A 25,040-nucleotide genomic window follows, 5' to 3' on the forward strand; every position below is an offset into this window, starting at 1 on the left:
GCAGCGCCTGGCGCTGCTTCCTCTTCAACCACTGCCTACCTTTGCCCTCGGGCAGGGCCTTCTCGCTCTCAGGTCTTCTGCGCACACAGAGCCGAACGAGAGGTGCCCCTGCTCCCTCTTCCCGCCTTCTCCGCGCCCGCCTGCTCCCCAGCCTGATCGCGAATCACGAACTCTGGTTTAGCCACGGAGCGGACGCCTCATGAGCACCGCACACGCCTTCTCCCGCGCGGACGACGCCCCTGCCCTCATCCTCGGCGAGGAGACCTGCTCCTTCGCCGCACTCCGCCGAGAGGTCGAGACCCTCAAGGCGGACCTCGTCGACAGGCCGCGCGGTCTCGCCATCCTGCGGGCCCATCGGAGCCTCGGGTTCATCACCCGGTTCCTGGCCTTCTACGAGGCCGGCGTTCCACTGGCCGTGTTCGCGCCGGAGTGGACGGACTCGGAAGTCGAGGCGCGGAGAAGCGGCCTGGGGGACTGCTTCGAACTGGACGAGTCCCTGTCCGTCTCCTGGCGAAGCGGCCGAAGCGAGCCGCCCCATCACCCGGAGACAGCCGTCGTCCTGTTCACCTCCGGAAGCACGGGGGCGCCTCGGGCGGTACAGCTCTCCCGGAGGAACATCGAGGCGAACGTGGCCGCGGTCCTCGCGTCCCTCGACTTCGCGTCGGTGTCCCAGCAGACGCTGTTCCTTCCGCTCTCCTATTCCTTCGGACTGCTCGGACAACTGCTCCCCGCGCTGGCGGCGGGTGTCCCCACGTCCCTGCTCGGCAACCTGGTCGAACTCAAGCGGCTGCTCGACGAAGGTCGACTGCATGGGATGATCAGCGGAGTCCCCTCCCACCATGAGACGTTGCTGCGACTGCTCGGCGACGCACCCGCGCTCACGAAGGACGTCACCCACGTCGTCTCCGCCGGCGCGGCGCTGAACCTGGAACTGCGTCAACGTCTGATGCGGGCCTTTCCCTCCAGCCGCGTCTACACCTGCTACGGCCAGACGGAGCTGGCGCCCCGGGTGCTCTGCCTGCGCAGCGACCACCCCGCGTTTCTCTCCACCGCCACCGGCTTCCCGGTCGGCTCGCTCACCGTGAAGCTCACCCCGGAGGGCGAGCTGTGCGTGCGCGGCGAACAGGTGATGTTGGGGTATCTGGGAGCACCCGAGGCCACCCGCGAGAAGGTCCGCGAGGAGGGCTGGCTGCACACCGGCGACGTGGCGGAACGGAGTCCCGAGGGGCTGGTGACGCTCCTGGGGCGCAACGATGACCTGCTCAAGGTCGGCGGGGAACGACTGAGCCCGCTCGAAATCGAGGCGGCCCTGCGCGCCCTGCCAGGGGTGACGGACGCCGCCGTGTCGGGCCGCGAGGATGCCTTGTATGGAATGACACTGACGGCCTTCCTGCAATTCGAACCCGGCGCGCCCAGCCCTCTCAAGCGCGAGCTGCGGCAGGCCCTGCGTGAGCACCTGTCCCCGCACAAGGTCCCCACCGAGTTCTACCGGGTGGAAGAGCTCCCCCGGACGTCGAATGGCAAACTGCAACGGGGCCGACTGGCGGCGTGCCTGCAGCCCGAACAGCGCCTCGGCTGAGCACGCTTCCTCTCGGCCTCTCACAAACGCGCATCAACAACAAACACATCCAAATCCATCGAATTGACAGGACATTCGCGGAAACCTAGACAACTCACCGCCTCCTGGGACTTCACTTTCACCAGACAGGCGCGAAGGAGTTGTCATGAAGAGACATGTGATGTTGCTGGCCGTCCTCGGCATCCTGGGTTTCGGTGGCGCGGGCTGCGGGCCTGGGGAGGAGCCGCGGGAAACCCCCTCGGAGGAGACGACCGAGCAGGTGCCTGGGGAGGAGACCTCGTCCGAGGAGAACAACGTCGAGCAGTTCGCGCGCAACTGCAAGACGACCTGCTCGGGCATCACCGCCAGCGGTGGCACCTGTGGTGTCGTTGGCTTTGGCTCCACCACCTTCCTCGGCGGTTGCAAGAAGGCGTGTCGGTTCGCGCGACAGGACGCCGATGCGAAGGCGGCGAGCTATGGCTGTCAGCTCACCCAGTGCAGTGACGCCTGCGGGTAGTTCACCGATGAGCACCTGAGCCGGACCTCGGTCTGGGGACAGCAGGCCCCTGGCTTGCCGTCCCCTGCCCCTCCAGAAGCCAATCACGCACCGCGAGGAAACGCGCCTCGTGGGCAGCGGCGCCAGGCCGGACAGTGGGCGAGAACCTCGCCGCACCGTACAGTCCGGCGCGTGACGCATTCACCGAACGACCTGGCGGCGCTCGCAGCCGATGCGACGGACACCTTTCGCCTGCGACTCGCCGAGGCGCTACGACACCAGGGCGACCCACGGGGCGAGTTCATCCAGGTGCAGTGCGCGCTCGCCAAGGCCGGGACGAAGGCCGCCGCGCCGACGCTTCGGGAGCGCGAGGCCTCGTTGCTCGCGGCACATGAGGCGACGTGGCTCGCGGAGCTCGGACTCCTGCCGGGGGACGCCGTGTTCGTGCGCGGGTTCGTGGACCGCGTCACCGTGGACGCAAGCCGCGCCCGTGGCGTCTACGCACGGCTCATCCGGATGGAGCCCGTTCGCGCCTTGAGTCTGCGCGTGGACCTTGGAGGCTCTGAAGCAGAGCTCTCCCTCGTCCTCGAGGAAATCCGTCGAGCCGGCCTCCCTCCGTCGCTGGAGCAGCTCACCATCGACCGGAAGAACTCCTGGGAGGACATCCATGACGATGCGCTCGAGCGTCGACGCCAGGACACGCGGACGCTCGGGCTCTCGTTGGACCTCCACGACTTCGCCCGCCCCGACGCGGGGCTCGCGCTGCTGAGCATCGCGCTCACCTCCCCTGACACAGCGTCGCTCGAGTCACTCGGCATCAAGCTCACGGGCCTCGGGGCGAATCCGCTGGAAGAGCTCCTCGATGCCTTGGAGCGCGCGGGCCCTCGACCGTCGCTGCGTGAGTGGTCCCTGGAGTTCTCCAGTCCCAACGGGAAGGAGCGCATTCGCTGGGTCCAGCTGCACTCGCTCGCGCGCCTGCTGGCCCTGTACCCGAGGCTCCAGGCCCTCGTGCTGCCCATGACGGAGCTTCACGCCGAGCACGTCGAGCATCCCGAGCTGCGTGAGCTCTCACTTCACTGGCTGGGGCACACACCCTGTGGCCCCTCGGACCTGTCGCAGTGGAAGCACGCGCCCGTTCCCAAGGGCACCGGGCTTCAGTTCCTGCGGGAGGCACGACTCCCGAAGCTCGAGCGACTGCACATCGATTTCCAGTACGAGTGGTACATCGCGTGGACCCCCGAGGACCTGGCGCCCCTCTTCGAGGCGAAGGGACTTGCCGCCCTCCGTCGGCTCGAGCTGCACAACTGCCACTTCGGCGATGTGTTGTGCCGCGAGCTGGTCCGCATCAAGCACGTCCAGTCGCTCGAGGTGCTCGACCTGACGGGAGCCATCCTGACCGACGAGGGCGCCGAAGCGCTCGCTCGCAACCGGGCCCACTTCCCGCACCTGACGCAGCTGGTCTGCGGTCCCTGGGGGCTCTCCGAGCCCGCCTGGAAGGACCTGGTGAAGCACTACCCCGTCGTCTCGCCCTGAAGCCCCGCGGGCGCCCAGGACCTCGTGTCGGTCCTGGAGCCCGTGAGGACGGCTGACGAGGGTCAGTCCCCCGTCGCCCGCACCGTGCCACCGCTCGCCCAGTGGTCCACGGCGGCGCGCGCGGCGGTCTTGTCGAGCAGCTCCTCGAGCAGCTTGGGGCGCGCGATTTCGTCCGGCTCGAAGACACCCAGCAGCGCCAGCTCCGGCTTGGCGTCGCCGTAGTGCTCCTCGCCCACGGTGAGGAAGCTCGGGGTGTAGCTGGCGCCAATCAGGCCGCTCACCAGCGGGGCGATCTTCAGCGACGCGCCGTGGGCATGCACCGGCCCGGCGGGAACGCCGTTGCCCTTGACGAGGCCGATGTCGTGCCCCAGGAACCGGACCTCGTACGCCCGCGAGTCATCCCAGTGGGGGACCTGCTCGATGACGAGCGTCAGGGTGCCCTCGGACTTGGGGCCGGCGTCCTGGTTCGCCTTCTGGATCTGCCCCTTCAGGGCCTCGAAGACCTCGGGAGCGAGGGCCGCCCAGCGGTCGCGCCGGGCATAGGCGGCCCGGATGTTCTCGTTGATGGCCTTCAGAGATGCTCCAGCGCTTTTCGACGGCATTGCGGCCCCTCGGGGTTGTTGGGAGGCGGCGATGGTGCCTCCCTGCTGGCGGCCCTGTCCAGAATCTCACGATTCCAGGAGGTCCACGCACCCACATGGAAGCGGGGCCCGCCCCTTCAAGCCCCCTGGAGCCCTCCAGTGAAGGCGGCCGCGAGGAGGTCGCCGGCCTGCCTACCGGGGCGGCAATCTCCCTTTGAAATTCGCGGCGGCTTCTCGTAGTTTCCCCGCGACTTCGAGGAGTGTTGCGAGGCCTCTGGCCCCAGGCTCGAAGCGGAATACCCAACGGCACTCACCTGGACGCGTTGCTTGCGAGGGTGGGTCCGCTTTCAGCGGCTCGGCAGGTCCTCGCCAGCACGATTCGCAACCATCAGCAGGAGCCATTCTCATGACCGCCATTCCCCAGACCCAGAAGCAGGACCACGCCGTCGCCGACCTGTCGCTCGCCGCGTGGGGCCGCAAGGAAATCCGGATCGCCGAGAGCGAGATGCCCGCCCTCATGGCCATCCGCGAGGAGTACGCCAGGCAGCAGCCGCTCAAGGGCGCTCGCGTCACGGGCTCGTTGCACATGACCATCCAGACGGCGGTGCTGGTGGAGACGCTGCAGGCGCTGGGCGCCGAGGTGCGCTGGGCGTCGTGCAACATCTTCTCCACGCAGGACCACGCCGCCGCCGCGCTCGTCGCCGCGGGCACGCCCGTGTTCGCCCACAAGGGCGAGACGCTGAAGGAGTACTGGGACTTCACCCACCGCATCTTCGAGTTCGGGCCCGCGGGCAGCGACCACGAGGGTCCGAACATGATTCTGGACGACGGTGGTGACGCGACGCTGCTGATGCACCTGGGCAAGCGCGCGGAGAAGGACGCGAGCGTCCTCGCCTCGCCCCAGAGCGAGGAGGAGCGCGAGCTGTACGCCTCCATCAAGGCGAAGCTGGCCCAGGACTCGACCTGGTACTCGCGCAAGGCGGCGAAGATCCTCGGCGTCACCGAGGAGACGACGACGGGCGTGCACCGCCTCCAGGAGATGTCCGTGAAGGGCACCCTCCTGTTCCGCGCCATCAACGTCAACGACAGCGTGACGAAGAGCAAGTTCGACAACCTGTACGGCTGCCGCGAGTCGCTGGTGGACGGCATCAAGCGCGCCACGGACGTGATGGTGGCCGGGAAGATCGCCGTCGTCGCCGGCTACGGAGACGTGGGCAAGGGCTCCGCGCAGGCGCTGCGCGCGCTGTCCGCCCAGGTGTGGGTCACCGAAATCGACCCCATCTGCGCGCTCCAGGCCGCCATGGAAGGCTACCGCGTCGTCACCATGGACTACGCTGCGGACAAGGCGGACATCTTCGTCACCGCGACGGGCAACAAGAGCGTCATCACCCACGACCACATGGCGAAGATGAAGGACCAGGCCATCGTCTGCAACATCGGCCACTTCGACAATGAAATCGAGGTCGCCTCCCTGGAGAAGTACCAGTGGGAGGAGATCAAGCCGCAGGTGGACCACGTCATCTTCCCGAACAACAAGCGCATCATCCTGCTCGCCAAGGGCCGGTTGGTGAACCTGGGCTGCGGCACCGGCCACCCCAGCTACGTGATGTCCAGCTCGTTCGCGAACCAGACCATCGCGCAGATCGAGCTGTACTCGCACAGCGACAAGTACCAGGTGGGCAAGGTCTACGTGCTGCCCAAGCACCTGGATGAGAAGGTCGCCCGGCTGCAGCTGAAGAAGCTCAACGCGCAGCTCACCGAGCTGACCCCGGAGCAGGCCTCGTACATCGGCGTGGAGAAGAGCGGTCCGTACAAGCAGGACACCTACCGCTACTAATCCTCCGACCGGAGGACTCCTGCTGGAGCACGAACCCGTCCGGGTTTGAGCTCCAGCAGGCCGGTGTCCCGTCGAACACGTGAGCGGTCATGAGCCGCCGCTGATGGAACGACCTCCGCTGGCGCAACATCCCTTCGCGCCAGTGGAGTCGACGATGTGGCACCCCGTCAGGAAGCCAGATGCGCTCGGGACAGGGCGGGTCTACGTTGCCGGGCCATGGGTTCCGTCGCCGCCAGCGAGGCACGCGCCGCACCGGCCGTCGCCAGGCCCTCCCCGCCCATCCGCCCTTCCATGCGCTTCCCGCTCTCTTCGTCTCCGCTCGCGCTCGCGTGCGCGCTGCTCCTCGCCACTGCGCCGGCGAAGTCCCAGCCGATGGACCCGGAGGCCGCGCCCCCTTCGGCCGTCTCCCTCACCGTGAGCGGAGGCGTGTCCCTGGGTGTGTATGAAGCGGGCTTCCTGTACTACGCGCTCGCCTCGTCCCGGGGCAGTCAGCGCGTGGACCTCAGGCTGCTCACGGGCGCGTCCGCTGGCAGCCTGAACTCACTGCTGGCGGTGCTGGCCGCCTGTGGCGTCGAGGCGCCCTCCCCCGAGAAGTCGCTGTTCTGGCGCACCTGGATTCCCATCGGGTTCGACCGCCTCTTCCTCCCGTCCTCGACGACGCCGCTCGGGATGTTCTCGCGGGAGTGGCTGGAGCGAGGAGCGGCCGGCATCGAAGAGGCCTGGAACCAGGGAGTGAGTCCCTCGTGCGACGTGGTGCTCGGCGTGTCCACCACGCGCGCGGAGCCTCGGGTCCTCTGGGCCGCGAATGGGCGCCTGTCGCTGCCGCGCATCGAGGAGAAGTTCGCCATCCGCATCCAGGGCCGAGGCCCCGGAAAGGCCCCCCGCGCCACCAACTACACGACGCCCGGCAGTCGCCGCCTGGAGCCGCTGCTCGTCACCGATGCCCAGGGCGAAATCCCCTTCGAGCACCTGCGAAACCTCATCCTCGCCTCCATGTCGTTCCCGGTGGCCTTCCCTCCGCACTCACTGCCCACCTGCGAGTCGAGCTCGTCCACCACCACGCCCGCGGTCTGCCCGCTGTCGGAGGCGAAGACCGCCCGGTTCATCGACGGAGGCATCTTCGACAATGCGCCGCTGCGGCTGGCCGTGGGGCTCGCGCGTGACGGGCTGCGGCCCGTCGACGGCAAGCTGAAGTGGCGCGACGTCCCCACGCCTGGAGTGCGCGACACCCCGAAGGGCATCGCCTTCGCGTTCGTCGACCCCGATGCCACCGAGTACCCGGTCCAGCTTCCCACCGAGGCCCAGGCCGAGGCGGAGTCCCTGCCGGCCGAGCTGGCCGGGCTCGTCGCCGCCCTCGTGGACACGGCGCGCTCGAAGGAACTCTCCATGCTGCTCGAAGAAGAGCCCGAAATCGCCAGGCACCTCGTCGTGCCACGTCGGCACTTCCCCGCCGCGAGCGCGCCTCTCTTCGCCTTCCTGGGCTTCTTCGAGACCGAGTTCCGCACGTTCGACTTCTACCTGGGCATGTACGACGCCCGCAGGATGCTGGAGGACGTGAGCGCCGGCACGGCGCGCTTCGCGGACCCTCTTGGCGAGCCGACGGAAGAGCCCGGCGGGTGGGCGCCGTTCACCTGCATGCGCGCCGTCTATGACGGAGCCTCGGACGCCACGCGGGCGTGCCAGGGTGACGCCATGGCGGACTTCCGCGCGCTGCTGCAGGTGTCCCTGGACCAGCTCTACTTCGCGTGTAGCACCGCCCGGAAGCAAGCCGAGGGCACCACCTGGCGCAACCCGCACTGCGACCGCGCCATGGCGGGGCAGCCTCCGCCCCACGTCCCCGGCATCGCGCCGAGCCGTTGGCCGGACTGGAAGAAGGGCGCCACGGAGCCGGAGCTGGACTACTCGATGCGGCTGCTGGGTGCCTATGGGTTCCAGTTTCGCGACCTCGGCGTGGAGCCGGGGCGTGGAGACCTCGCCATCGTGCGCATCCGGGAGTCCATCGGGCGGGCCCTCCACCGGCTCACGTCCGCGCAGCCCGGCGCCGACAAGCAGGTGGTTGGCTTCGCGGGCAAGCTCGCCGCGGACAGCGTGGCCTTCGCCCCGCCGGACACCGTGCTGCATTTCACCATGGGCCCCACGCAGAGCGAGGTCGGCCTGAGCCTGGGGGCCTTCGCGTCGAGACTCCCCACGGGCCTCCGGTTCGCGAGCGCCGTCGGCTTCCGGGGCCTCGAGGACGTCTTCTCGTCGGGAGGAGGCGAGTCCTTCTCGGTGGCCCTCGTGGGAGGACTTGAGTACCGGCCCCGCACGGACCAGTCCTTCCTCGCGCAGAGCCGCTTCGGGCTGCGTGGCGGGTGGATGTTCAGCGCCAATGACAACTATGGGACCACCGACTGCGAGGACCGCGGTGCCAGCCGGGTGACGGCCTGCTCGCGCCCCGTCGTCCAGGCCCTGGCGGGTATGGCCTTCCTGGAGCGGTTCCGCGTCCAGCTCGTCGGTGAGTGGTACCCGGGGTCCACCAACCGGAAGACGCTCTGGTCGATAGCCCCTGGCCTCGGTGTGGAAGTCGCGCTCTGATCTCTCCCTCACAGCGCCCAAAGGAAGCCACGCCATGCATTGGAGAGCCCTGCTCTGCCCTGTCGTCCTCGTCCTCGGTGCGTGCTCGGAATCACCCGACCCCACGCCCACCCCGCCTCGTCCGCTGAAGGCCGTCCTCTTCCCCTACATCCCAGACGCCGCCGGAGATGGCTTCGCGAGCCTCAAGCAGCGGCTCGAAGCCGACTTCGAGCGGGCGAACTCGGACATCGACCTGGACATCGTGTTCGACTCACAACTGGACCTCTATGACCTGGATGAAGGCGGCGCGCTGAACCAGCTCCTCGGCCAGGGCACGGGCGCCGCCCAGGTGGTGGAGGTGGACACGTTGATTCTCGGCTCGCTCGCGTCGAAGGGCTGGATTCAGCCAGTCCCCGTGCAGCCGGGCGTCTCACATCCCGCCGCCGAGGAGGCCGTGCGCATCTCCGGTGAGGACTATGGCGTCCCCACCTATCTGTGCACCTACGTCGTCTATTCGCGCAGCCCCCAACTCCAGACTGCCACGGATGGAGCGTCGCTCGTCCAGATTCTGGGCGAGGTGTCCCCTGGCAAGCGCCCGCTCGCCGTGAACTTCGACGGGAGCTGGACGCTGCCCTCCTCGTACCTGGACGCCTGGGCGGACACGCACCCTGGCGCAGCGCTCGCGAGCGCCATCACCCTGCCGCTGGACTCGCCCTCCGTGGCGTCCTTCAAGACAGTCGTCGACAGCTGCGCGCTCGAGCAGGGTGTCAATCCGTGTCTGGATGGCACCTACGACTCGAACACCGTGGCGGAAGAGGCCTTCGCGACGGAGCAGGCCAATGGCTTCATGGGCTACACGGAGCGGCTGTTCTTCATTCGCCAGGCCCGGCCCTCCCAGCCGCTCCCGCAGGTCATCTCCGTGCCGCTCGGCACCGGCTCGGCTCCGGCGGTCTTCGTGGACGCGCTGGTGCTCAACGCGAACTGCACCGGGACTTGCGCACAGGATGCCCACGCCTTCACCGAGTTCATGAGCGACCCCGAGGTTCGCCGGCTGATTGCCTTCAGCGAGGACGCTCCCGCGGGCACCTCTCCGCGCTACCTGCTCCAGGCCAACCGCGCCTTCTACCAGCAGGAGCCCGCGCGCTCCGACCCCATGTATCAGAAGTTCGAGCCGCTCCTCAGCGGGGCCCGGCCCTACCCCAACCAGGGCTTCCCTGAGAACAGGAAGGCGCTTCAGACAGCGTTGCTGGAAGACTTGCAGTAGCACGTGAAATGAGAGGAAAAGGTGCCCGTTTCACCTTCGCCTCTCGTATTCTCGTGGACCCCTTCTTCTCCGAGTCCCCATGCGACTGACTGTTCTGAGCTTGCTCTGCCTCATGTTCACCCCTGGCTGCGGGTCCGACGTCCCGAAGTCCTCGCTCGCGGCCTGCTCGTTCACCGACAAGTGCGCGAGCGCCGAGGAGGTTTGCTACGTCAGCCAGGTCTGTGGCCCGCCCGCCTCGAACGGGGAGTCGCTGTGCCAGCAGGAGACGGGCGACCGCAAGTGTCACCGCCGCTGCCAGGACGATGACGCCTGCGGGTCTGGCGAGTCCTGCGAGACGGTCCGCTGGGTCCAGCGGACGGACATACTGACCGACACCACCCTCTGCATCAAATAGCAGGAGGCGCGACGTCTTGCTTTTGTGAGCAGTCGAGGGGCTGAGGACTCAGGTCCCCAGCCCCTCGACTGCTCACGGCCGCTCAGGGCTGACCGAGGTTCGTCCAGGTGTTGGTGGCGGGGTTGTACCGCTCGATGGAGTCGTTGACGTTCGTGGCGAGGAGGTAGCCGTTCGAGCTGAAGATGCGCGTCGCCGAACCGTGGATGGAGTTCCACACCGTGCCCGCGTACTTCATGATGAACGAGCCATCCGGACGCAGCCCGTAGACGTCACCGCCGACGGCGACGTAGCTCCGGCCCGAACCACCGATGGTGGTCCACGTCGAGCCGCCGCCATATCGCTGGATGGCGTCCTTCACGTTGGTGACGCGGTACATGCTCGTACCGCCGCTCACCAGTTCACTGGCGCCCCCGCCAATCACGGACCACGACGTCCCCACTCCGCTCCAGAGCGCGGTGTAGGAGTCCTGCCAGGGGTCGATGCCGAACACCTGCGTGGTCGTCGACCCGAAGCGCGAGCCCGGCCCGCCGATGGTCGTCCACACACCCGTCCCCGCGTTGTAGCGGAGGATGTTGCCCGTGGCCGCATCGGTGGCGCAGAGCGCCCCCGCGCACGCGAAGATCTGCGCGACCGGATTGCCGATGGTCACCCACCCGGTGCCCAGGAGCTGCACCGGCTGGCCGCCGCCCGGAATCTGCCCGTAGAGCGTGTTGCCCACCGCGACGAAGGCCTGCCCCGGGTTGCCCACCAGCGTCCACCCGGCGGCATCCCGCCGGTACAGGTCGCCCGTGGAGCGCTTGCGCGCATACACCGTCCCGCTGCTCGTGCTGAGCACGTTGGTGGGCGCCTCATACAGCGACTGCGACCCCTCCACGTCCCGCTGCGAGATGAAGTTCAGCGTGCGCGCCGGGTCCAACCAGCCCGGCTGGGACGGGTAGTGCATCGCCCCGCGGCCGTCGTAGCAGGTCAACTGCCGGTAGCTGCCCGTGGTCACCATGCCGCAGCCCGCGGCGGTGTCGTGCTCGTGGACGAAGCCCAGCGAGTGGCCGAACTCATGCGTCAGCACCGCGATGAGCTGCGCATCCGTCCACGTCGACGTGGGGCCCAGCTCCAGGAAGCGGGTCGGCCGGGTGAAGGTGGGGAAGCCCATGCCGGCCTGGAGGCCGGTGAAGGTGAAGTTGCGCTCAACGTTGTACTTCACGTTGTTGTTGAGGCGGTTGCAGCTCGCCGAGTCCTCCGCCACGACGTGCACGAAGCGCACGTTGGCCGCGGCCTCCCAACCCGATGCGGCGCGGTGCATGAACTCGACGACGCGGTTGTAGTCCGTGCCGAAGTCACCCGGCCGGATGCAGTAGGTGATGTTCCAGCGGTCGGTCCGGTTCCAGGCGGCGTCAGCGCCTCCCACGCGGAACACGGAGAGCGCGTTGGGGTTCTGGGTGATGCTCTCCCAGTACTGACGAACCATCGCCAGGTCGAGCATGCGCATGTCGCCCTCGACCAGGAAGTGGCCGTCGGGCGTGGGGACGACCTGCTTCGCGCGCCAGGCCTCGAAGGCGGCCTCGGTCTGCTCCGCGGAGGAGACCAGGTCATCCTCCGCACCCATTCCTGTCGACTCCGGACCGCAGGCACCCAGCAACATGCCCAACGAGACCACGGCCAGCGTGCTCATCCTCCACCCGTGGCGTCGAGTGTGGGTCTTGCTCTTCATGTGAACTCCCCTCGGCGCCGAGGCGAGGCCCCGGCGCCGATGATGTGGTGTGGTTGCGCTTCAACGGGGCTGCGAGTCGAGAACGACAGGGGCGCGCGATATTCCCGCCCTCGCAGCTCCAGCGCCCCACCCCTCAGGGGCCGCAGGGAGATTGCATGTCCAATCCCATGTCCAGGTAGGCGCGGGCACCGCTGTTCCAGAACTTCTTCATGACGTGCTCCGCGTTGGGCATGGAGTGGCCCACTCCACACACATCCACCTTGATGGCCCCTGAGTTGGAATTGAAGTCAGCCTGGTCCAGGAAGTCCAGGTTGGGGTCCGTGGAGGACATGTGGCAGGTGCGGCAGTAGGGCTTCACGACGCCCCGATAGAGCCCCAGCCCCTTCTGCTTGGTGTTCTTCCAGTTGGGAGGCACGTAGGTGTCATTGGCCACGGCCGTCACATCCCAGACCGGCTTGGGCTCGTAGGTGCCCTCGATGAACTCGCGGATGCCGTCGGTGGGCCCCGTCAGGGTCACCAGATGGTTGAGGCGCCGCAGGGCATCCGCCTGGGCCGCGTGGGTGAAACCCGCGGCCGTGGAGTAGCGGAAGCTGAAGACATCGAACGGGAGGAACTGCGCCTGTCCCACGACGGAGTTGGTGGCCGCGTTGTAGTTCGCCTTGATGCCATGGCAGGACAAACAGTTGCCGGGCACGAAGGTGTTGAACCCGGTGTTGTCGAGCTGCGCCGCGGGCGTCAGGAAGCCCGAGGCGTCGTAGACCATGAACTTCACGCTGTTGGGGGAGCCAGCCGGAGGCGTGAAGGTCATGGCCACGGTGGCGAACGAGTTCGTCCGGGCCACGGCGTCCTGAAGGGCGGACGCGGAGCTGCCGCCGAAGACCGGCTGGCCATTGAGCACCCCGTAGTTCTTCACATAGCAGGCAAGGCCCACCATGGACGGGGGGACGCCGAACGACTTGCAGTGCATCTCACGACCCAGCCCCAGGTCACCATCGTTGTAGTAGGTGGCCGTGACGTCGCCGCTGGCGAAGCCAAACGTGGCGCGAAAGGCATCCAGCGTCTCCGGCGCTTGGATCTGGTCGTAGTACTCCTCCGTCTCGGCGGTGCCCAGCCCGGGCGACTTGCGGCCCAGGAATTGGGGCCGCTCCGCGACAGGCCTGTCGACGGGATTGAGCCGCGTGGACACCAGCGCGGAGCGGTTGATGCCCAGGCCCTGGCACTCGGTGCCAATGGTCGACCAGGGCTGGGTGGCGTTCTGGGCGAAGCAGTCCGGGTAGGTGATGTCGTCGAACGTGTAGAGGACCGTCTGCCCATCCGGGTCCATGGCGATGGCGCGCACCTTCACCAGTCCTCCCGAGGGCCAGCGTGGCGCGAAGAGGAAGTTGGGGACGGGCGCGGCCGTGACACTCCAGTGGAAGAGCGGCTCGGGCCGGTTGACGTGGGTGGGCGTGGTGGTGGTGATGGCCGTGGCGAACTGCTGCCAGTGGGACTCCACCGCCGGGTCCAGGTCCGGGGCCCTCAAGACCTGGAGGGAGATGGGCGTGCTCGGCTCGGGGTAGTAGCCCTCGAACAGGAACGTCTCTCCAATCACCGAGTCCCCGGTGGTGGTTCCATTGTGAGGGCCCGTCATACAGCCCGAGGTGGCCAGCAGCATCAGACAGGACAACACGAGGCGCCGGAACGAGAGCGGCGGCATGGTCGGAGCTCCTTCGCGGGAAGGCGCCCGAAATGGGGCACTTCCCCCCGAGGAGAACGGCCACCCTCCGAAAATCCCCTCACCCCGGCGGAGCGATTTCTCACGAAGGCGCCAGCGCGCCCCTCCACGTCCTGACTCGCGTACCTCCAGGACGCGTCCGCGTCCACGTCGAACGCGGCCTGCGGGGACACGGGGGTCTTGCCGACACCCCACGAGCGACACCGCTCGGAGCGTGGCCCTGGCGGACTCCCGGCACGGTGGCTGCAATCGAGGCTTCCGTGACGCACCCACCCGGGCACGGGGCTCCCCCACGCTCGACGATTGTGAGCCCGCATGATCATCAAGTGCAAAAGGTGTCATGAGAACACCTTCGTCTTCGAGTTCGAGAGCAAGAAGATGTGCAGGAGATGCATCCGCCTCGTCGCCCGGGGTCAACCCACGAAGGGCAAGTTCAAATACGGGGACAACAAGCTCGATCACCACAAGCAACGGGTCCAGAAGGTCGACATGCGGGTCAGCGGCATCTCGAAGACCCGGCACACGCTCCGGCGCACCCAGTCCGCCATGACGTTGTCAGAGGTCTCGGGGTCGGGCTCCGGGCAGGGGATGATTGAGGAGCCCACCACCGTCGACGACACGGCGCCGTATCTCCCGCCCAGCGTCATGCGACTGCAATGCATGACGCTCTTCATCCCCTTCGACGCGGGGAACAACTTCTACAAAACCAATGCGAAGAAAGGGACCTTCCAGGCGGACTTCATCCCCCAGCGAGACAACCACTTCGCATCGACGTCGGCTCCGACGACCTCCAGGGCCCTCTCCTCCCTCAACACCAGTGTCTATCCCGGTCAGCAGGTGTTCGAGGCCAGGTCGACTCCCATGACGCCCACGCAGATCGAGGGCAGCTACGACAACATCGTCCTCAAGCACATCATGGCCTGCACGAACTCGTCGGAATGGAAGCGGGTCCATGCCGCCAGTCCCATCGACCTGCATGTCCAGTTGAGCAGGCTCTGTCCCGAGGTCATCTTCCTCTCGGAGGAGCTCAAGGACGCCCCATTCCCCAAGGTCCTTCAGCCCTGCCCGGAGCTCAGGTACCGGAAGATCGGCAGCATCAAGGACATCCTCGGTCCCGACGCCGGCGTCGACGCGAAGAACGAGATTGCCGCCTACGCCCTGGTGGACGAGAAGTTCATGTCACATGTCCTGTACGACGCGAAGGTCCTCTTCCGACAAGGCGTCAAACACAAGGAGAAGTGGCTCTGCGTCCAGAAGATCAGTCCCGAGTTCCAGGTCCATATCGATATCGCGGGCGTCCACCTGGATGCCGGATACACGGGCTTCACCTCCGACACCAAGAAGCAGCAGGCCCTCGCGGCGGTAGGCGAGTTCGCGCGCCAGAACGATATCGACGCGCTGCTGGGTGACCTGAACATGGACTCATTCGAGCTGAACGGAGGGTTCTTCCCGAATCAGTTCAACTTCACGACGCTCGCGGACAACACCGTCAAGCCCACCTACACCCTGTCGCATTCCAATACCAATTCGCAGAACAACTACATGGGTGGGTTGATCGCCAACACCGACCAGGTTGAAACCGAAGCCATGAACCTGAGAGGCGAAGACACGGTGTCGCTGTCCCGAACGCTGGATGGGAAGTTCTATTCAGACCACCCGGCCATCATGGCGAACTACTTCAAGTCCTTCCACGGCTGAGGCAGGCCGCGGATTGGCGCATTCGTTCAAGCCCGCTCGCGCTCGCGCTCCTACCCTGGCGATGAAGTTGTCACCAGGAGGACCCGCATGGCAGCGCCCGGCCCAATCCAGACTCCCGCCTTCCGCGTTGGAAGGACCTCGACGTGGTGGCTCGCAATCCTCTCGCTCGCGGTCGTCGGCGGGGCGTGTGGCTGCGCGACGACGCCCACGCGCCACCTCGTCTTCCCCTCCACCCCCCTCTCGCCAGCAGAGGTCCGCGCACCTGGGACGGTGCTGATGGTCCTCTCCGCCGCGTCCGAGCAGCAGCTCGCGGACGGCTCCAGGCGTCAGACGGGGGTGTTCTTGAACGAGTTCTACGAGCCCTATCGGGCGCTCGTCGACGCGGGCTACACGGTGGTGCTCGCGACGCCGGGGGGACGGACGCCCGCGTTCGACCCGGAGGGACAGAAGCCGTCGTACTGGAAGGAACGTCCCGAGGCGCTCGCTGAAGCGCAGGCCCTGGTGGCGAAACTTCCAGAACTGCTCGCACCGCTCCCGCTGTCCGAGGTCCGCACTCGCGCGGAGGCGTTTCAGGCCATCCTCGTGCCGGGAGGACAGGGCGTCATGGTGGACCTGCTCCACGACACGGACCTGCACGGACTGCTCGTCGACTTCGGGGCCACCGCCCGTCCCGTGGGGCTCGTCTGCCATGCGCCCGCGCTCCTCTCGCGCCTGCCGGCCGGGCAGAGCCCCTTCGCGGGGCGGCGCGTCACCTCCGTGTCCGGCTTCGAAGAGTGGTACATCGAGACGTTCGTCATGGGCGCACGCGCACAGGTCCGAGGCATCGGAGAGCAACTCGACGACGCTGGCTACGACCATGAGACGGCGTTCCCGGGCCGCTCGCGCGCTGTGCGCGACTGCAACCTGGTGACCAGCCAGAACCCCTTCTCCGGCGCGGACTTCAACACGCTCTTCCTCGCCGCGCTCAGTGACTGGCGCAACGCGGGGCGGTGCGAGCTGGCGTCGAGCGTGACTCCGGACACTTCTCCATGACCCAGGGCCGCTGACGATGGAGGACCAAGGCGTCATGACGAGCCCGGCCCTGAGCGCCGTGCTGAAGGCGGCCGTCGCTCGTGACTACCCGGAGATCGCCACGCAAGGGCGGGACAAGGTCGACATCCTCCAGGCCGTCATGGATGCCCATGGGTGGCGCCCGGTGCTGGAGCTGGGCCGCGAGCTTCGGACGCTCTCATCGCACCCCGTCTTGCGAGCCCTGGGCGCGGGGCAGACGCCCCGACACACCGTGGAACGATGGAGCACGCTCGAGCGCTTCATGCACTCCCGGCACCGCACGCGGCTCGTCGAGCATGACCAGGCGCGTGCGCGAATGACGCTGCGACATGTGGCCATCGACGGCGGGAAGATTCGCGTCGTCAACGATTTGTTCATCTGGGGCGTCCTCGTCGCCATCCTGGAGACCGCGGGCTTCACGGGGCTGACCGTGTCCCTCGAGTCCGTCGTCATTTACGGAGGGGCCTCACGCCCCAGGATGCTGCCCGAGGTGACGGACCTGGCGACCTTCTCGTGGAAGCCCACCCGACAGGCCCCGCCACCCGCCAGCGAGGCGCCGGGGACGGCGGAGCCACAGGAGGTTCGCGGCCGGCTCCAGAAGCTCATGGGCGAAGACCTGCTGCATCCCTGGACACTCGAGGAGAGCGCGCAGCGACTCACCCTGTCCCGTCGCACACTTCAACGCGCCTTGCGGCAGGAAGGCACGACGTTCTCGGAGATGCTGCAACGCTCCCGGGTCGACGCCGCGCATGAGCTGCTGGGAGATTCGGGGCTGACGCTCACGGACGTCGCGTTCTGTACGGGCTTCTCCGACCAGGCGCACTTCTCGCGGACGTTTCGCAAGTACAACGACGTTCCTCCCTCGGCGCTGCGCGAGCTGGTGCGCTCCACGGGCTCCAAGGCACGAGGCAAGGCCCAGGTCCTCGCGCGCCAGCGCTCACCGCGCTGATGTCATGGGTGCGTCCAGGGATGCGTCCGGACGGGCGCATTCCCCACCGACACCCAAGGAGCCACGCCATGACCGACCACCTGCGACCTGAACCCGGGTCCTTCTCCCAGACTGCATCGTCGTCCTATGAATTGGAGCTCGCGCGCCTCCTGATTCCGAACACCTCCTGGACGCTGCTCCTGGTGAGGATGCCTTCGTTTACTCCCGAGGAGGCGGTCTACATCCACGAGAAGTGGCCCGGTCCTCGCGTCATCGCGACCCGGATGGAGTCGATGCTCTGGCCCATCGTGAGAGACGCTTCGCGAGACATGGGCGGAACGCGGGCCTTGCCTTCGGTCGAGGTGGTCAGCGCGCCCATCGAGCCTCCACTGCTCGAGGCCCTGAAGCGACTCTGGAACGCCGCGCTCCTCAGGACGCGCTTCCCGCCCAAGGCCCATGTCTATCTGGACGGAACCAGCTACCACCTCGGCGCTTTCTGCCGCGGGGTGGGGAGCTTGACCGGACGGACCTGGAGCCCACCGCCCGCCTCCCGCATGGCGGGACTGGTCGACATCGGAGAGAAGCTGACGCGCTACGCCCGGGAGCCCGAGGAGCAGCGCGCGAGCATCGCCGACGCGCTCATTGAAGAGAGCGCCGACCTGCTCCAACGGTTCGAATCCGAGGATGCCTTTGGGGGCCCGGCGCGGGGATAGGGAGGCGGTTGAATGGACAGGCCCCTGGGGCCAGTTGTCAGGGATGGCCCAATGATGATTCGTTGCGGCCCGGGTCGCCCGTGCGACCCACAGGGGGAGTCCATGATGCGTGGCAGCCAGGGTGCGTTGCGTCCTTGGAGTGGGCTGTTGTGTCTGGTGTTGCTGATGAGTTGCTCCGGGCAGGTCCCCGAGCCCGGCCCCGTGCTCCCCGCCACGCTCGACGTCACCCGCGCCGCCGAGGGCTTCTCGCGCCAGGGGACCGTGGCGGCCGGTCGCAATCACTCCCTGGTCCTTCGCGCGGATGGGACCGCGTGGGCCTGGGGCAACAACAACAATGGCCAGCTCGGCAATGGCTCCAGGCGGACGCGCCTTCGGCCGGTGCGGGTCTGGGCCCTCTCGAATGTCCAGCTCCTGGGTGCCGGAGACCAGCACTCGCTGGCCCTGCGCGCGGATGGCTCCGTGTGGGCCTGGGGCAGCAACAACAATGGCCAGCTCGGTGATGGGAGCCTGCTCCAACGCACGGTCCCCGCGCGCATCCCGGGCCTGAATGGCATCGTGAAGATCGCCGCGGGCTTTTCGCACTCGCTGGCCCTGACCGCGGATGGCACCGTGTGGGCCTGGGGCAACAACGCCACGGGACAACTGGGGGATGGAACGCTCACGCGACGCCTGACCCCCGTCCAGGTCCAGGGACTTGGGAAGGTGGTCGCAATCGCGGCGGGCAATGCGCACTCGCTCGCCCTGACGGCGGATGGGCGCGTGTGGACCTGGGGCGGCAACGCGGCCGGCCAGCTCGGGACGGGAACCACGACGGGCCGGGAAGTACCCGGCAGCCTGCCCGGACTCGGTGGAGTGATGGCCCTTTCGGGGGGCGGCTCCCATTCCCTGGTGGTGAAGTCGGATGGAACCGTGTGGGCCTGGGGACTGAACACCTCGGGGCAGTTGGGACTGGGCTCCATGGCCGAGACACTCCTCCCCACGCAGGTGCCCGGGCTGACCGGAGTCGAGGCGGTGGTGGGCGGCGGGCAGCACTCGGTGGCGCTCAAGGTGGATGGAACGCTCTGGGCCTGGGGCGACAACCAACGAGCGCAGCTCGGGGATGGCACGCTGCTCCAACGCCTGTCTCCCGTGCAGGTCCCCGGCATCACCGCCGCGCGGGGCGTGTCGGCGGGAGGTGGACAGCACTCCGTCGCGGTGCTGGCCAGCGGAGAGGTCTGGGCCTGGGGCGCGAACACGGACGGACAGATGGGGAACGGCTCGGACCTGATGGGCATGCTTCCCACCCGGACCACGGCGCTCGTGGAGCGGAGCACGACGGCGCTGGGCCAGAAGCACTCGGTCGCCGTGAAGGAGAACGGGACGGTGTGGTCCTGGGGCGGCAACACCAAGGGCCAGCTCGGAAGCGGTGACACCACCGGACGTTTCCTGCCGGGCCAGTTGCCCCAGCCCACGGGGGTGGTAGCCGTCTCCGCGGGATTCGACTTCAGTCTGGCCCTGACGTCGAACGGAACGGTCTGGGCCTGGGGAGACAACAGCGAGGGTCAGCTCGGCGACGGCACCACCACGGCGCGCCTGAGTCCCATCCAGGTTCCCGGGCTGACCTCGGTGGTGGCCATCTCGGCGGGCGCTCACCATGCCGTCGCGCTGATGGCGAATGGGACGGTCTGGGCCTGGGGATACAACGGCTACGGCCAGTTGGGGGATGGCACCTCCACCTCGCGGTGGGTTCCCGGTCAGGTCCCAGGGCTCACGGAGGTGACCCACATCGACGCGGGCTCTTCTCACACGATGGTGGTGAAGATGGACGGCACGGCCTGGGGCTGGGGCGACAACTATTCGGGCCAGCTCGGCGATGGCACGACCACGTGGCGCAAGGTCCCCACGCTGGTGCCGGCCCTGACAGGCGTCGTGTCCGTCGCGGCGGGAGCCAGCAGCACCCTCGCGCTGACAGCCAACGGAACCGTCCATGCCTGGGGTCAGAACTCGTCGGGCGAGCTCGGGGACGGGAGCTACAACCCCGCCAGCATTCCCATACAGGTGGCCACGGGCATGGTCTTCATCGCCTCGGCCAATAGCGTCTCGCTGGCGGTGAAGCTGGACGGAACGGCGTGGGGCTGGGGCCAGAACATCTTCGGCAGCGTGGGAGATGGCAGCCGCCTCACGCGCCTGATACCGACCCAGGTGCGAGACCTCGTGGGCGTCGAGTCCCTGGCAACGGGGCACTACCACTCCCTGGCGACGCTGGCGGACGGCTCGGTGTGGGGCTGGGGCAGCAACTCCGACGGGCAGATTGGCGACGGAATCCCCTACGCCTTCGCAACCCCCATCCGAACCACCTTCTCCAATCCCTGGCGAGTGGAGGCCGGCGGCTACTCCTCGCTGCTCCTCGAGGCGACGAGCACCGTGGTGTCCGTCGGCGACAATCCCTCGGGTGTCCTGGGAGATGGCACCAACGTCGACCGAGAGACGCTGGCGCAGGTGCCCGGCATCTCACATGTCGTGGCCCTCTCGCTGGGACTCGGTCACGCCCTGGCCGCGCGGACGGACGGAACCGTGTGGGCCTGGGGTCGCAACTCCAAGGGGCAGCTCGGAGATGGCACGACGAGCGAGCGGTGGGTACCGACCGCCGTGGTGGGCCTGACGGAGGTGGTGTCCGTCGCCGCGGGCCTCGAGTTCTCGTTGGCGCTCAAGTCAGACGGGACGGTGTGGGCCTGGGGCAACAACTCCAACGGTGAGCTCGGAGATGGAACCACCACGAGGCGGGTGACTCCCGTCCAGGTCGTGGGAATGACAGAGGTGCAAGCCATCGCCACGGGGCGAAGCCACGCCCTGGCCCTCAAGGCGAACGGGACGGTCTGGAGCTGGGGTGACAACACCGGTGGCCAGTTGGGGGACCCGTCGAACTGGCGCAGGACCCTGCCCGCCGCGATCGCGGTGCTCTCGGGTGTCACGCGCATCTCGACGGGCGGCAGCCACTCCCTGGCGGTGACGGTGGACGGCACCGTGTGGTCCTGGGGCGGCAACTCCCTGGGAGCCCTGGGCGATGGCACCACCCAGTCTCGCTGGCAGCCGCGCCCGATTCCGGGCCTCCCCAGCGTGGTGGCCATCGATGGGGGCGAAGAGCACACCCTGGCGCTGACCGCGGGAGGACGGGTGTGGGCCTGGGGCTTCAACGAGTCGGGACAGCTTGGCGATGGCACCTCAATCGCCTTGCGAAATCGGCCCGTTGAGGTCCAGGGACTCACGGGTGTCGTATCCATCTCCGCGGGGACCGCGCATTCAATGGCCGTGAAGTCCGACGCCTCCGTGTGGGGCTGGGGCAACAACGGATCCGGGGAGCTGGGCAATGGCTCATCCATGCTCCGCTTGCGACCCAGCCGCGTCTGGTGACCGTGGACACACGGGTGGCGAGGCTTCAGCGGTCACACACAGTCTGTCGTTCTGGAGGGGGGAATCGTCATGTCATTGAGTCCGAACCGAGTTCCACGAAGCCTGGCTTTTGTCTTCATGCTCGCCCTGGTGGCTACTCGCGCCCAGGGCGGGCCCACCCCGGGCAGCCCAACGCTGGCGGTGTTGCCGCCACGGATTGTCAGCACATCCCAATCGCTGGAGCAGGTGCCCTCTCAAGGCACCTCGCTCGTGGGGGTGACGGCGAGCGACCCTCAGGGCAGCGCCCTGAGCTTCACCTGGTCCGCCACCGCGGGAGTGCTCGGTCCCCCGGTCGACGGTGAGGGCACGAGTGAAGTCACCTGGACCGCTCCGGATTGCCTCGCGCCAGGAAGCCTTCCCGTGAAGGTCGCTGTCACCAATGCCTACGGGCTCACCTCCGAAGTGGCCTTCACCTTCACCGTCGGAGGCGACCTCGGCGCCGACCGACAGCCCCCTTTCGCGGCCCCTCAGTTCGAGTCCCTCGACAACGTACGCCTCACCCCGAGCGCGACGCTGCGGCACCAACCCGTCGACTCCGCCCTGAGCGCCGAGAAGATTGTCTTCCCCACCGACCGGAACCTGTCCCTGTTGTTCCTTCGCGAGAGGGCCCTGGCGAACCACACGCTGGGCTGGATGTACTACGACGACCTCGTCGCTCGCGGCTACGTCGACACCCAGGGGACGACTGACTCGTCCGACGACACCCTGGTCGATGCCAACGGCAACGGCATCACCGACCTTCACGAGGATCTCTACAACCTCTCCCCGCCCTCCGGTCCGCAGGCCCGCCCCTATGTCGGCGGGGATCGTCGCTGCTCGCGGACGTTCGTGTCCGGCGGGGCCACCTATAGCCAGCCTGAGCTCGCGTTGAACCCGACCTGCTCGGACACCTTCCTGGGGAAGGAGGCGTTGGAGGATGCCCGACCCGGCCGGACGCAGAACTTCATCTTGGTGGACGTCATCGGCTCCCTCTCCAGGGATCCTCCACGCGAAGGGTTCTCGGATCGCGGGCTCTACCCTCGCATCCCCAATCTGCTTGAGCCCGCCGTGACCGAGAATGGCTACAAGGGACTCGGGCATCTGCCCTTTCTGTTGACCGACGATGACGAGGACCGCGCCACGTTCAAGTCACTCGGGCCCGTCCTGGACGCGAGCTCCGCCTATGAGAATGGCATCCCCGACTACGATGTATCCGCCTATACGCCCTCGGGCGTGCTCAGAGACGTCAACCCCAACCCTGGCATCAGCAGCTTCGACCGCACCGTGGACCTGGGACTGGTGCAGGGCGGCAGGGAGCTCGTCTTCTTCCTCGTCGTCTACTTCGACACCACGCACTCTCCGAACGAGGGAGGCACGGTGTATCCGTGCCTGCGCAAGTCGGTGGAGGGCCAGTGCACCTTGCATCTCAACACCTCCACGTCCGTCTTCTTCTCGAAGTCGCGGTGGAACCTGGACCAGGACTCACGGGGCACCTCGCCAGTGGCCGAGCACAACATCGGCTGCGAATACGAGGAGGGGTGCGACCCCAGTGACGTGCAGGGTGCCTCCTGTCCCTTGAGTGACGCCCCCCACAGAAGGCTCTGTGGCTGGTTGGACCCTGTCTCCCACACCCTGCTCCGAACGCAGGCCTATGGAAAACTCGCCCTGCCGATGGAGCGCACCTGGGTTCCGACACCTGGGCACGGCAGCATGCCGCACCTCTCCCTCGCGTCACCCCTCACCTACCCGGGCCGATGGATCCTCGGGTTCGAGGACCTCAACGGCGGAGGGGATCGGAGCTTCGCGGATGTGGTGTTCCTCCTCCAGGCACAGCCCCTCCCAGGCGCGGTGCGCTCGACGGTCATCAGCGAGACCGCGGCGCCCCACTGCGCCATTTCACGCGTGCGCGTTCGCAAGGACGACCGCTTCCCCACGGAGTGCCAGTCCTCTCCATCGGGAGCGGAGACCTCCTACTCCGTCGCCTCGGACTGCAGGCTGTGCGGTGAAGGGGGCTGCCAATCGAATCCCGCGCCCACCTGGCTGGGCGTGCCGTTCGCGTTCGGGCAGAGCGAGGCGGTGGTGGACCTCTCGCCCTCCAGAGGAGCTCAGCTCTGCTGGAAGGCGACGGTTCGCAGTCCGAACTTCTCGTGCCAACCGGAGATCTTCAACGTGGACGTGGGCTACGAGGTCAGCCTCGTGCCCTGAGCCACGGCCTCCTCCGCGTGACGCCTCGCCCGTCAGTACTCCGGGCGGGGCGTCAGCCCGAGCTGCTCCCTGAGCTTGTTCTCGGTGGGGTGCGAGGGCCGGATGTCGGGAGTGCTGGCGTCGCCGTCGTGGTCATAGGGCAGCCCCACCGCGGCCAGCTCGCGGTTGTTCACGCCGTCCGTCTCTCCCGGTGCGCGCGTCCCCGTGGCGTAGTTGTAGCCATGCACCAGCTCGTGGAAGAGCGTGGTGACGGGGGGCTTCACCTGCCAGGACTCGTCCCCCTCGTAGTACTCCGTGTCAGTGGGATTGTATCTGATGGTCGCGTCCGAGCCCGGCCCCGGCGTCCCATCGGGCCTCAACCACGAGTCGTCGTCGTTGGTCGGAGAGGCCGAGTCTCCACCCGAGGTCTCCCGGATGGTGGTCGACCTGCCACTGGCATCCAGCCCCGAGAGCAGCTCCCGTCCCACCGGGAGGGATTCCAACGCCTCCAGATCCGACTGCACACGCGCCTGGAAGTTCGCATCCCCCTTCACCGTCACCGACGTGCCCACGGCCTCGCTCAGGTCCACCGTGGTGACGGTGTCCTGGCGCGAGCGCGCCACGGTGTCGTTCTTCTGCGAATAGACCTCATCGCGCCCGGAGCCGCCGTCAATGGCATCCTTGCCGGCCCCTCCCGCGAGCACATCGCTCCCCGAACCGCCGGCCAGCGTGTCATTGCCCCGCCCGCCAATCACCTGGTCCTTGCCAGAGTCGCCCTTGAGGCTGTCATCGCCACGGCCGCCATCCAGGTAGTCCCGCCCCGCCCCGCCGCTCACGGCATCATTGCCGCCCAGGCCATACACCACGTCCCGGCCATCTCCGCCCCGGATGGAGTCATCACCCGAGCCACCCTGGAGATAGTCATCTCCCTTTCCGCCATGGATGGCCACGCCCGTCGTCACGTTGACGTCCACGGTAATCTTGTCGTTTCCGTCGCCGCCCTTGATGACCACATTCTCGGCCTGCTCCGCCGTGAGCTGGATGGTCGAGCTCCCGCTGGTGATGGTCAGCCCGCCCTTGGGGCCCTGGGAGACGGTCGCCGTGCCGTCCCCCGCGCCAAGGTTCACCACCGTCCGTCCGGACCTGTCCTCGCTGACGGTCGGCGGGGTCGCGCTCGATTTCGCGCGAGGCGCGCCCGTCAGGTCCGGGCCAGACCTCCGCTGCGCCGCATCAAAGGAGTCTCGCGCGAAGGAACTCGCCGGCTTCGCGGCCTGAGGGAGGACCGGCTTCGGCTTCGCCAACTCGGCCTTCGGCGAGGACAAGAACGGCTTGGCGAGGACCTTCGCGGCGACCTTGGTACCGGACATGGAGGTGCTCCTCAGGGACGGAGAGACCTCTCCTACGGCGCGAGCATGAAAGCG

General features: G+C 67.6%; 17 protein-coding genes and 1 riboswitch. Of the genes, 13 read left to right on the forward strand and 4 right to left on the reverse strand.

The window, feature by feature from the left end; all coding sequences use genetic code 11:
• Positions 1–199: 199 nt before the first annotated feature.
• From HUA75_RS40430 to HUA75_RS40440, 3 genes are all read left to right on the forward strand, one after another.
• A complete protein-coding gene (locus HUA75_RS40430) occupies positions 200–1,579 on the forward strand; it encodes a class I adenylate-forming enzyme family protein (protein ID WP_174489470.1) in 1,380 nt (459 codons plus the stop codon).
• Between the two features lie 145 nt (positions 1,580–1,724).
• Complete coding sequence (locus HUA75_RS40435) at positions 1,725–2,075, forward strand: hypothetical protein (RefSeq protein WP_174479033.1); 351 nt, start codon at positions 1,725–1,727, stop codon at positions 2,073–2,075.
• Positions 2,076–2,246: 171 nt separating this feature from the next.
• Positions 2,247–3,587 carry a hypothetical protein gene (locus tag HUA75_RS40440; RefSeq protein WP_174489471.1) on the forward strand — a complete coding sequence of 447 codons (1,341 nt, stop codon included), beginning with the start codon at positions 2,247–2,249 and terminating at the stop codon, positions 3,585–3,587.
• Between the two features lie 62 nt (positions 3,588–3,649).
• Here HUA75_RS40440 and HUA75_RS40445 read toward each other — a convergent pair whose 3' ends face one another.
• Entirely contained in the window at positions 3,650–4,189 is a 540-nt protein-coding gene (locus HUA75_RS40445) for a hypothetical protein (RefSeq protein ID WP_141641543.1), read from the reverse strand.
• A 228-nt stretch (positions 4,190–4,417) separates the two neighbouring features.
• A riboswitch (S-adenosyl-L-homocysteine riboswitch) is annotated at positions 4,418–4,487 on the forward strand.
• Positions 4,488–4,574: 87 nt separating this feature from the next.
• Between HUA75_RS40445 and ahcY the strand changes: the two genes are divergently transcribed.
• From ahcY to HUA75_RS40465, 4 genes are all read left to right on the forward strand, one after another.
• Complete coding sequence (ahcY, locus tag HUA75_RS40450; protein ID WP_141641542.1) at positions 4,575–6,005, forward strand: adenosylhomocysteinase; 1,431 nt, start codon at positions 4,575–4,577, stop codon at positions 6,003–6,005.
• A 216-nt stretch (positions 6,006–6,221) separates the two neighbouring features.
• Positions 6,222–8,579: a patatin-like phospholipase family protein gene (locus tag HUA75_RS40455; protein ID WP_254628023.1), complete on the forward strand. Its 2,358-nt coding sequence runs from the start codon at positions 6,222–6,224 to the stop codon at positions 8,577–8,579.
• Positions 8,580–8,613: 34 nt separating this feature from the next.
• Positions 8,614–9,822: an extracellular solute-binding protein gene (locus HUA75_RS40460; RefSeq protein ID WP_174489473.1), complete on the forward strand. Its 1,209-nt coding sequence runs from the start codon at positions 8,614–8,616 to the stop codon at positions 9,820–9,822.
• A 79-nt stretch (positions 9,823–9,901) separates the two neighbouring features.
• Positions 9,902–10,216, forward strand: coding sequence for a hypothetical protein (locus HUA75_RS40465; protein ID WP_141641539.1), 315 nt, complete (start codon positions 9,902–9,904; stop codon positions 10,214–10,216).
• 82 nt (positions 10,217–10,298) lie between these two features.
• Here HUA75_RS40465 and HUA75_RS40470 read toward each other — a convergent pair whose 3' ends face one another.
• Both HUA75_RS40470 and HUA75_RS40475 read right to left on the reverse strand, forming a co-directional pair.
• Entirely contained in the window at positions 10,299–11,924 is a 1,626-nt protein-coding gene (locus HUA75_RS40470) for a M57 family metalloprotease (protein ID WP_174489474.1), read from the reverse strand.
• A gap of 133 nt (positions 11,925–12,057) precedes the next feature.
• On the reverse strand, positions 12,058–13,620 hold the full coding sequence (locus HUA75_RS40475) for a hypothetical protein (RefSeq protein ID WP_174489475.1): 1,563 nt from the start codon (positions 13,618–13,620) through the stop codon (positions 12,058–12,060).
• A 333-nt stretch (positions 13,621–13,953) separates the two neighbouring features.
• Here HUA75_RS40475 and HUA75_RS40480 point away from each other — a divergent pair, with 333 nt between their 5' ends.
• The 6 genes from HUA75_RS40480 to HUA75_RS40505 all read left to right on the forward strand — a co-directional run bounded on the left by HUA75_RS40480 (position 13,954) and on the right by HUA75_RS40505 (position 23,640).
• A complete protein-coding gene (locus HUA75_RS40480; RefSeq protein WP_174463351.1) occupies positions 13,954–15,336 on the forward strand; it encodes a hypothetical protein in 1,383 nt (460 codons plus the stop codon).
• Between the two features lie 87 nt (positions 15,337–15,423).
• Positions 15,424–16,368 carry a type 1 glutamine amidotransferase domain-containing protein gene (locus tag HUA75_RS40485; RefSeq protein WP_254624244.1) on the forward strand — a complete coding sequence of 315 codons (945 nt, stop codon included), beginning with the start codon at positions 15,424–15,426 and terminating at the stop codon, positions 16,366–16,368.
• A gap of 34 nt (positions 16,369–16,402) precedes the next feature.
• Complete coding sequence (locus tag HUA75_RS40490; RefSeq protein ID WP_254628024.1) at positions 16,403–17,335, forward strand: AraC family transcriptional regulator; 933 nt, start codon at positions 16,403–16,405, stop codon at positions 17,333–17,335.
• A 68-nt stretch (positions 17,336–17,403) separates the two neighbouring features.
• On the forward strand, positions 17,404–18,027 hold the full coding sequence (locus HUA75_RS40495) for a hypothetical protein (RefSeq protein WP_174489477.1): 624 nt from the start codon (positions 17,404–17,406) through the stop codon (positions 18,025–18,027).
• A 102-nt stretch (positions 18,028–18,129) separates the two neighbouring features.
• Complete coding sequence (locus HUA75_RS40500; protein WP_254628025.1) at positions 18,130–21,417, forward strand: RCC1 domain-containing protein; 3,288 nt, start codon at positions 18,130–18,132, stop codon at positions 21,415–21,417.
• 69 nt (positions 21,418–21,486) lie between these two features.
• Positions 21,487–23,640 carry a DUF4114 domain-containing protein gene (locus HUA75_RS40505; protein ID WP_217446511.1) on the forward strand — a complete coding sequence of 718 codons (2,154 nt, stop codon included), beginning with the start codon at positions 21,487–21,489 and terminating at the stop codon, positions 23,638–23,640.
• 32 nt (positions 23,641–23,672) lie between these two features.
• On the opposite strand, the gene HUA75_RS40510 is transcribed toward HUA75_RS40505, so the two are convergent.
• Complete coding sequence (locus tag HUA75_RS40510) at positions 23,673–24,986, reverse strand: M91 family zinc metallopeptidase (protein WP_254628026.1); 1,314 nt, start codon at positions 24,984–24,986, stop codon at positions 23,673–23,675.
• Between the last annotated feature and the right edge of the window lie 54 nt (positions 24,987–25,040).

The sequence above is a fragment of the Myxococcus sp. CA040A genome (assembly GCF_013336725.1).
In the GTDB taxonomy this organism is placed as follows: domain Bacteria; phylum Myxococcota; class Myxococcia; order Myxococcales; family Myxococcaceae; genus Myxococcus; species Myxococcus llanfairpwllgwyngyllgogerychwyrndrobwllllantysiliogogogochensis.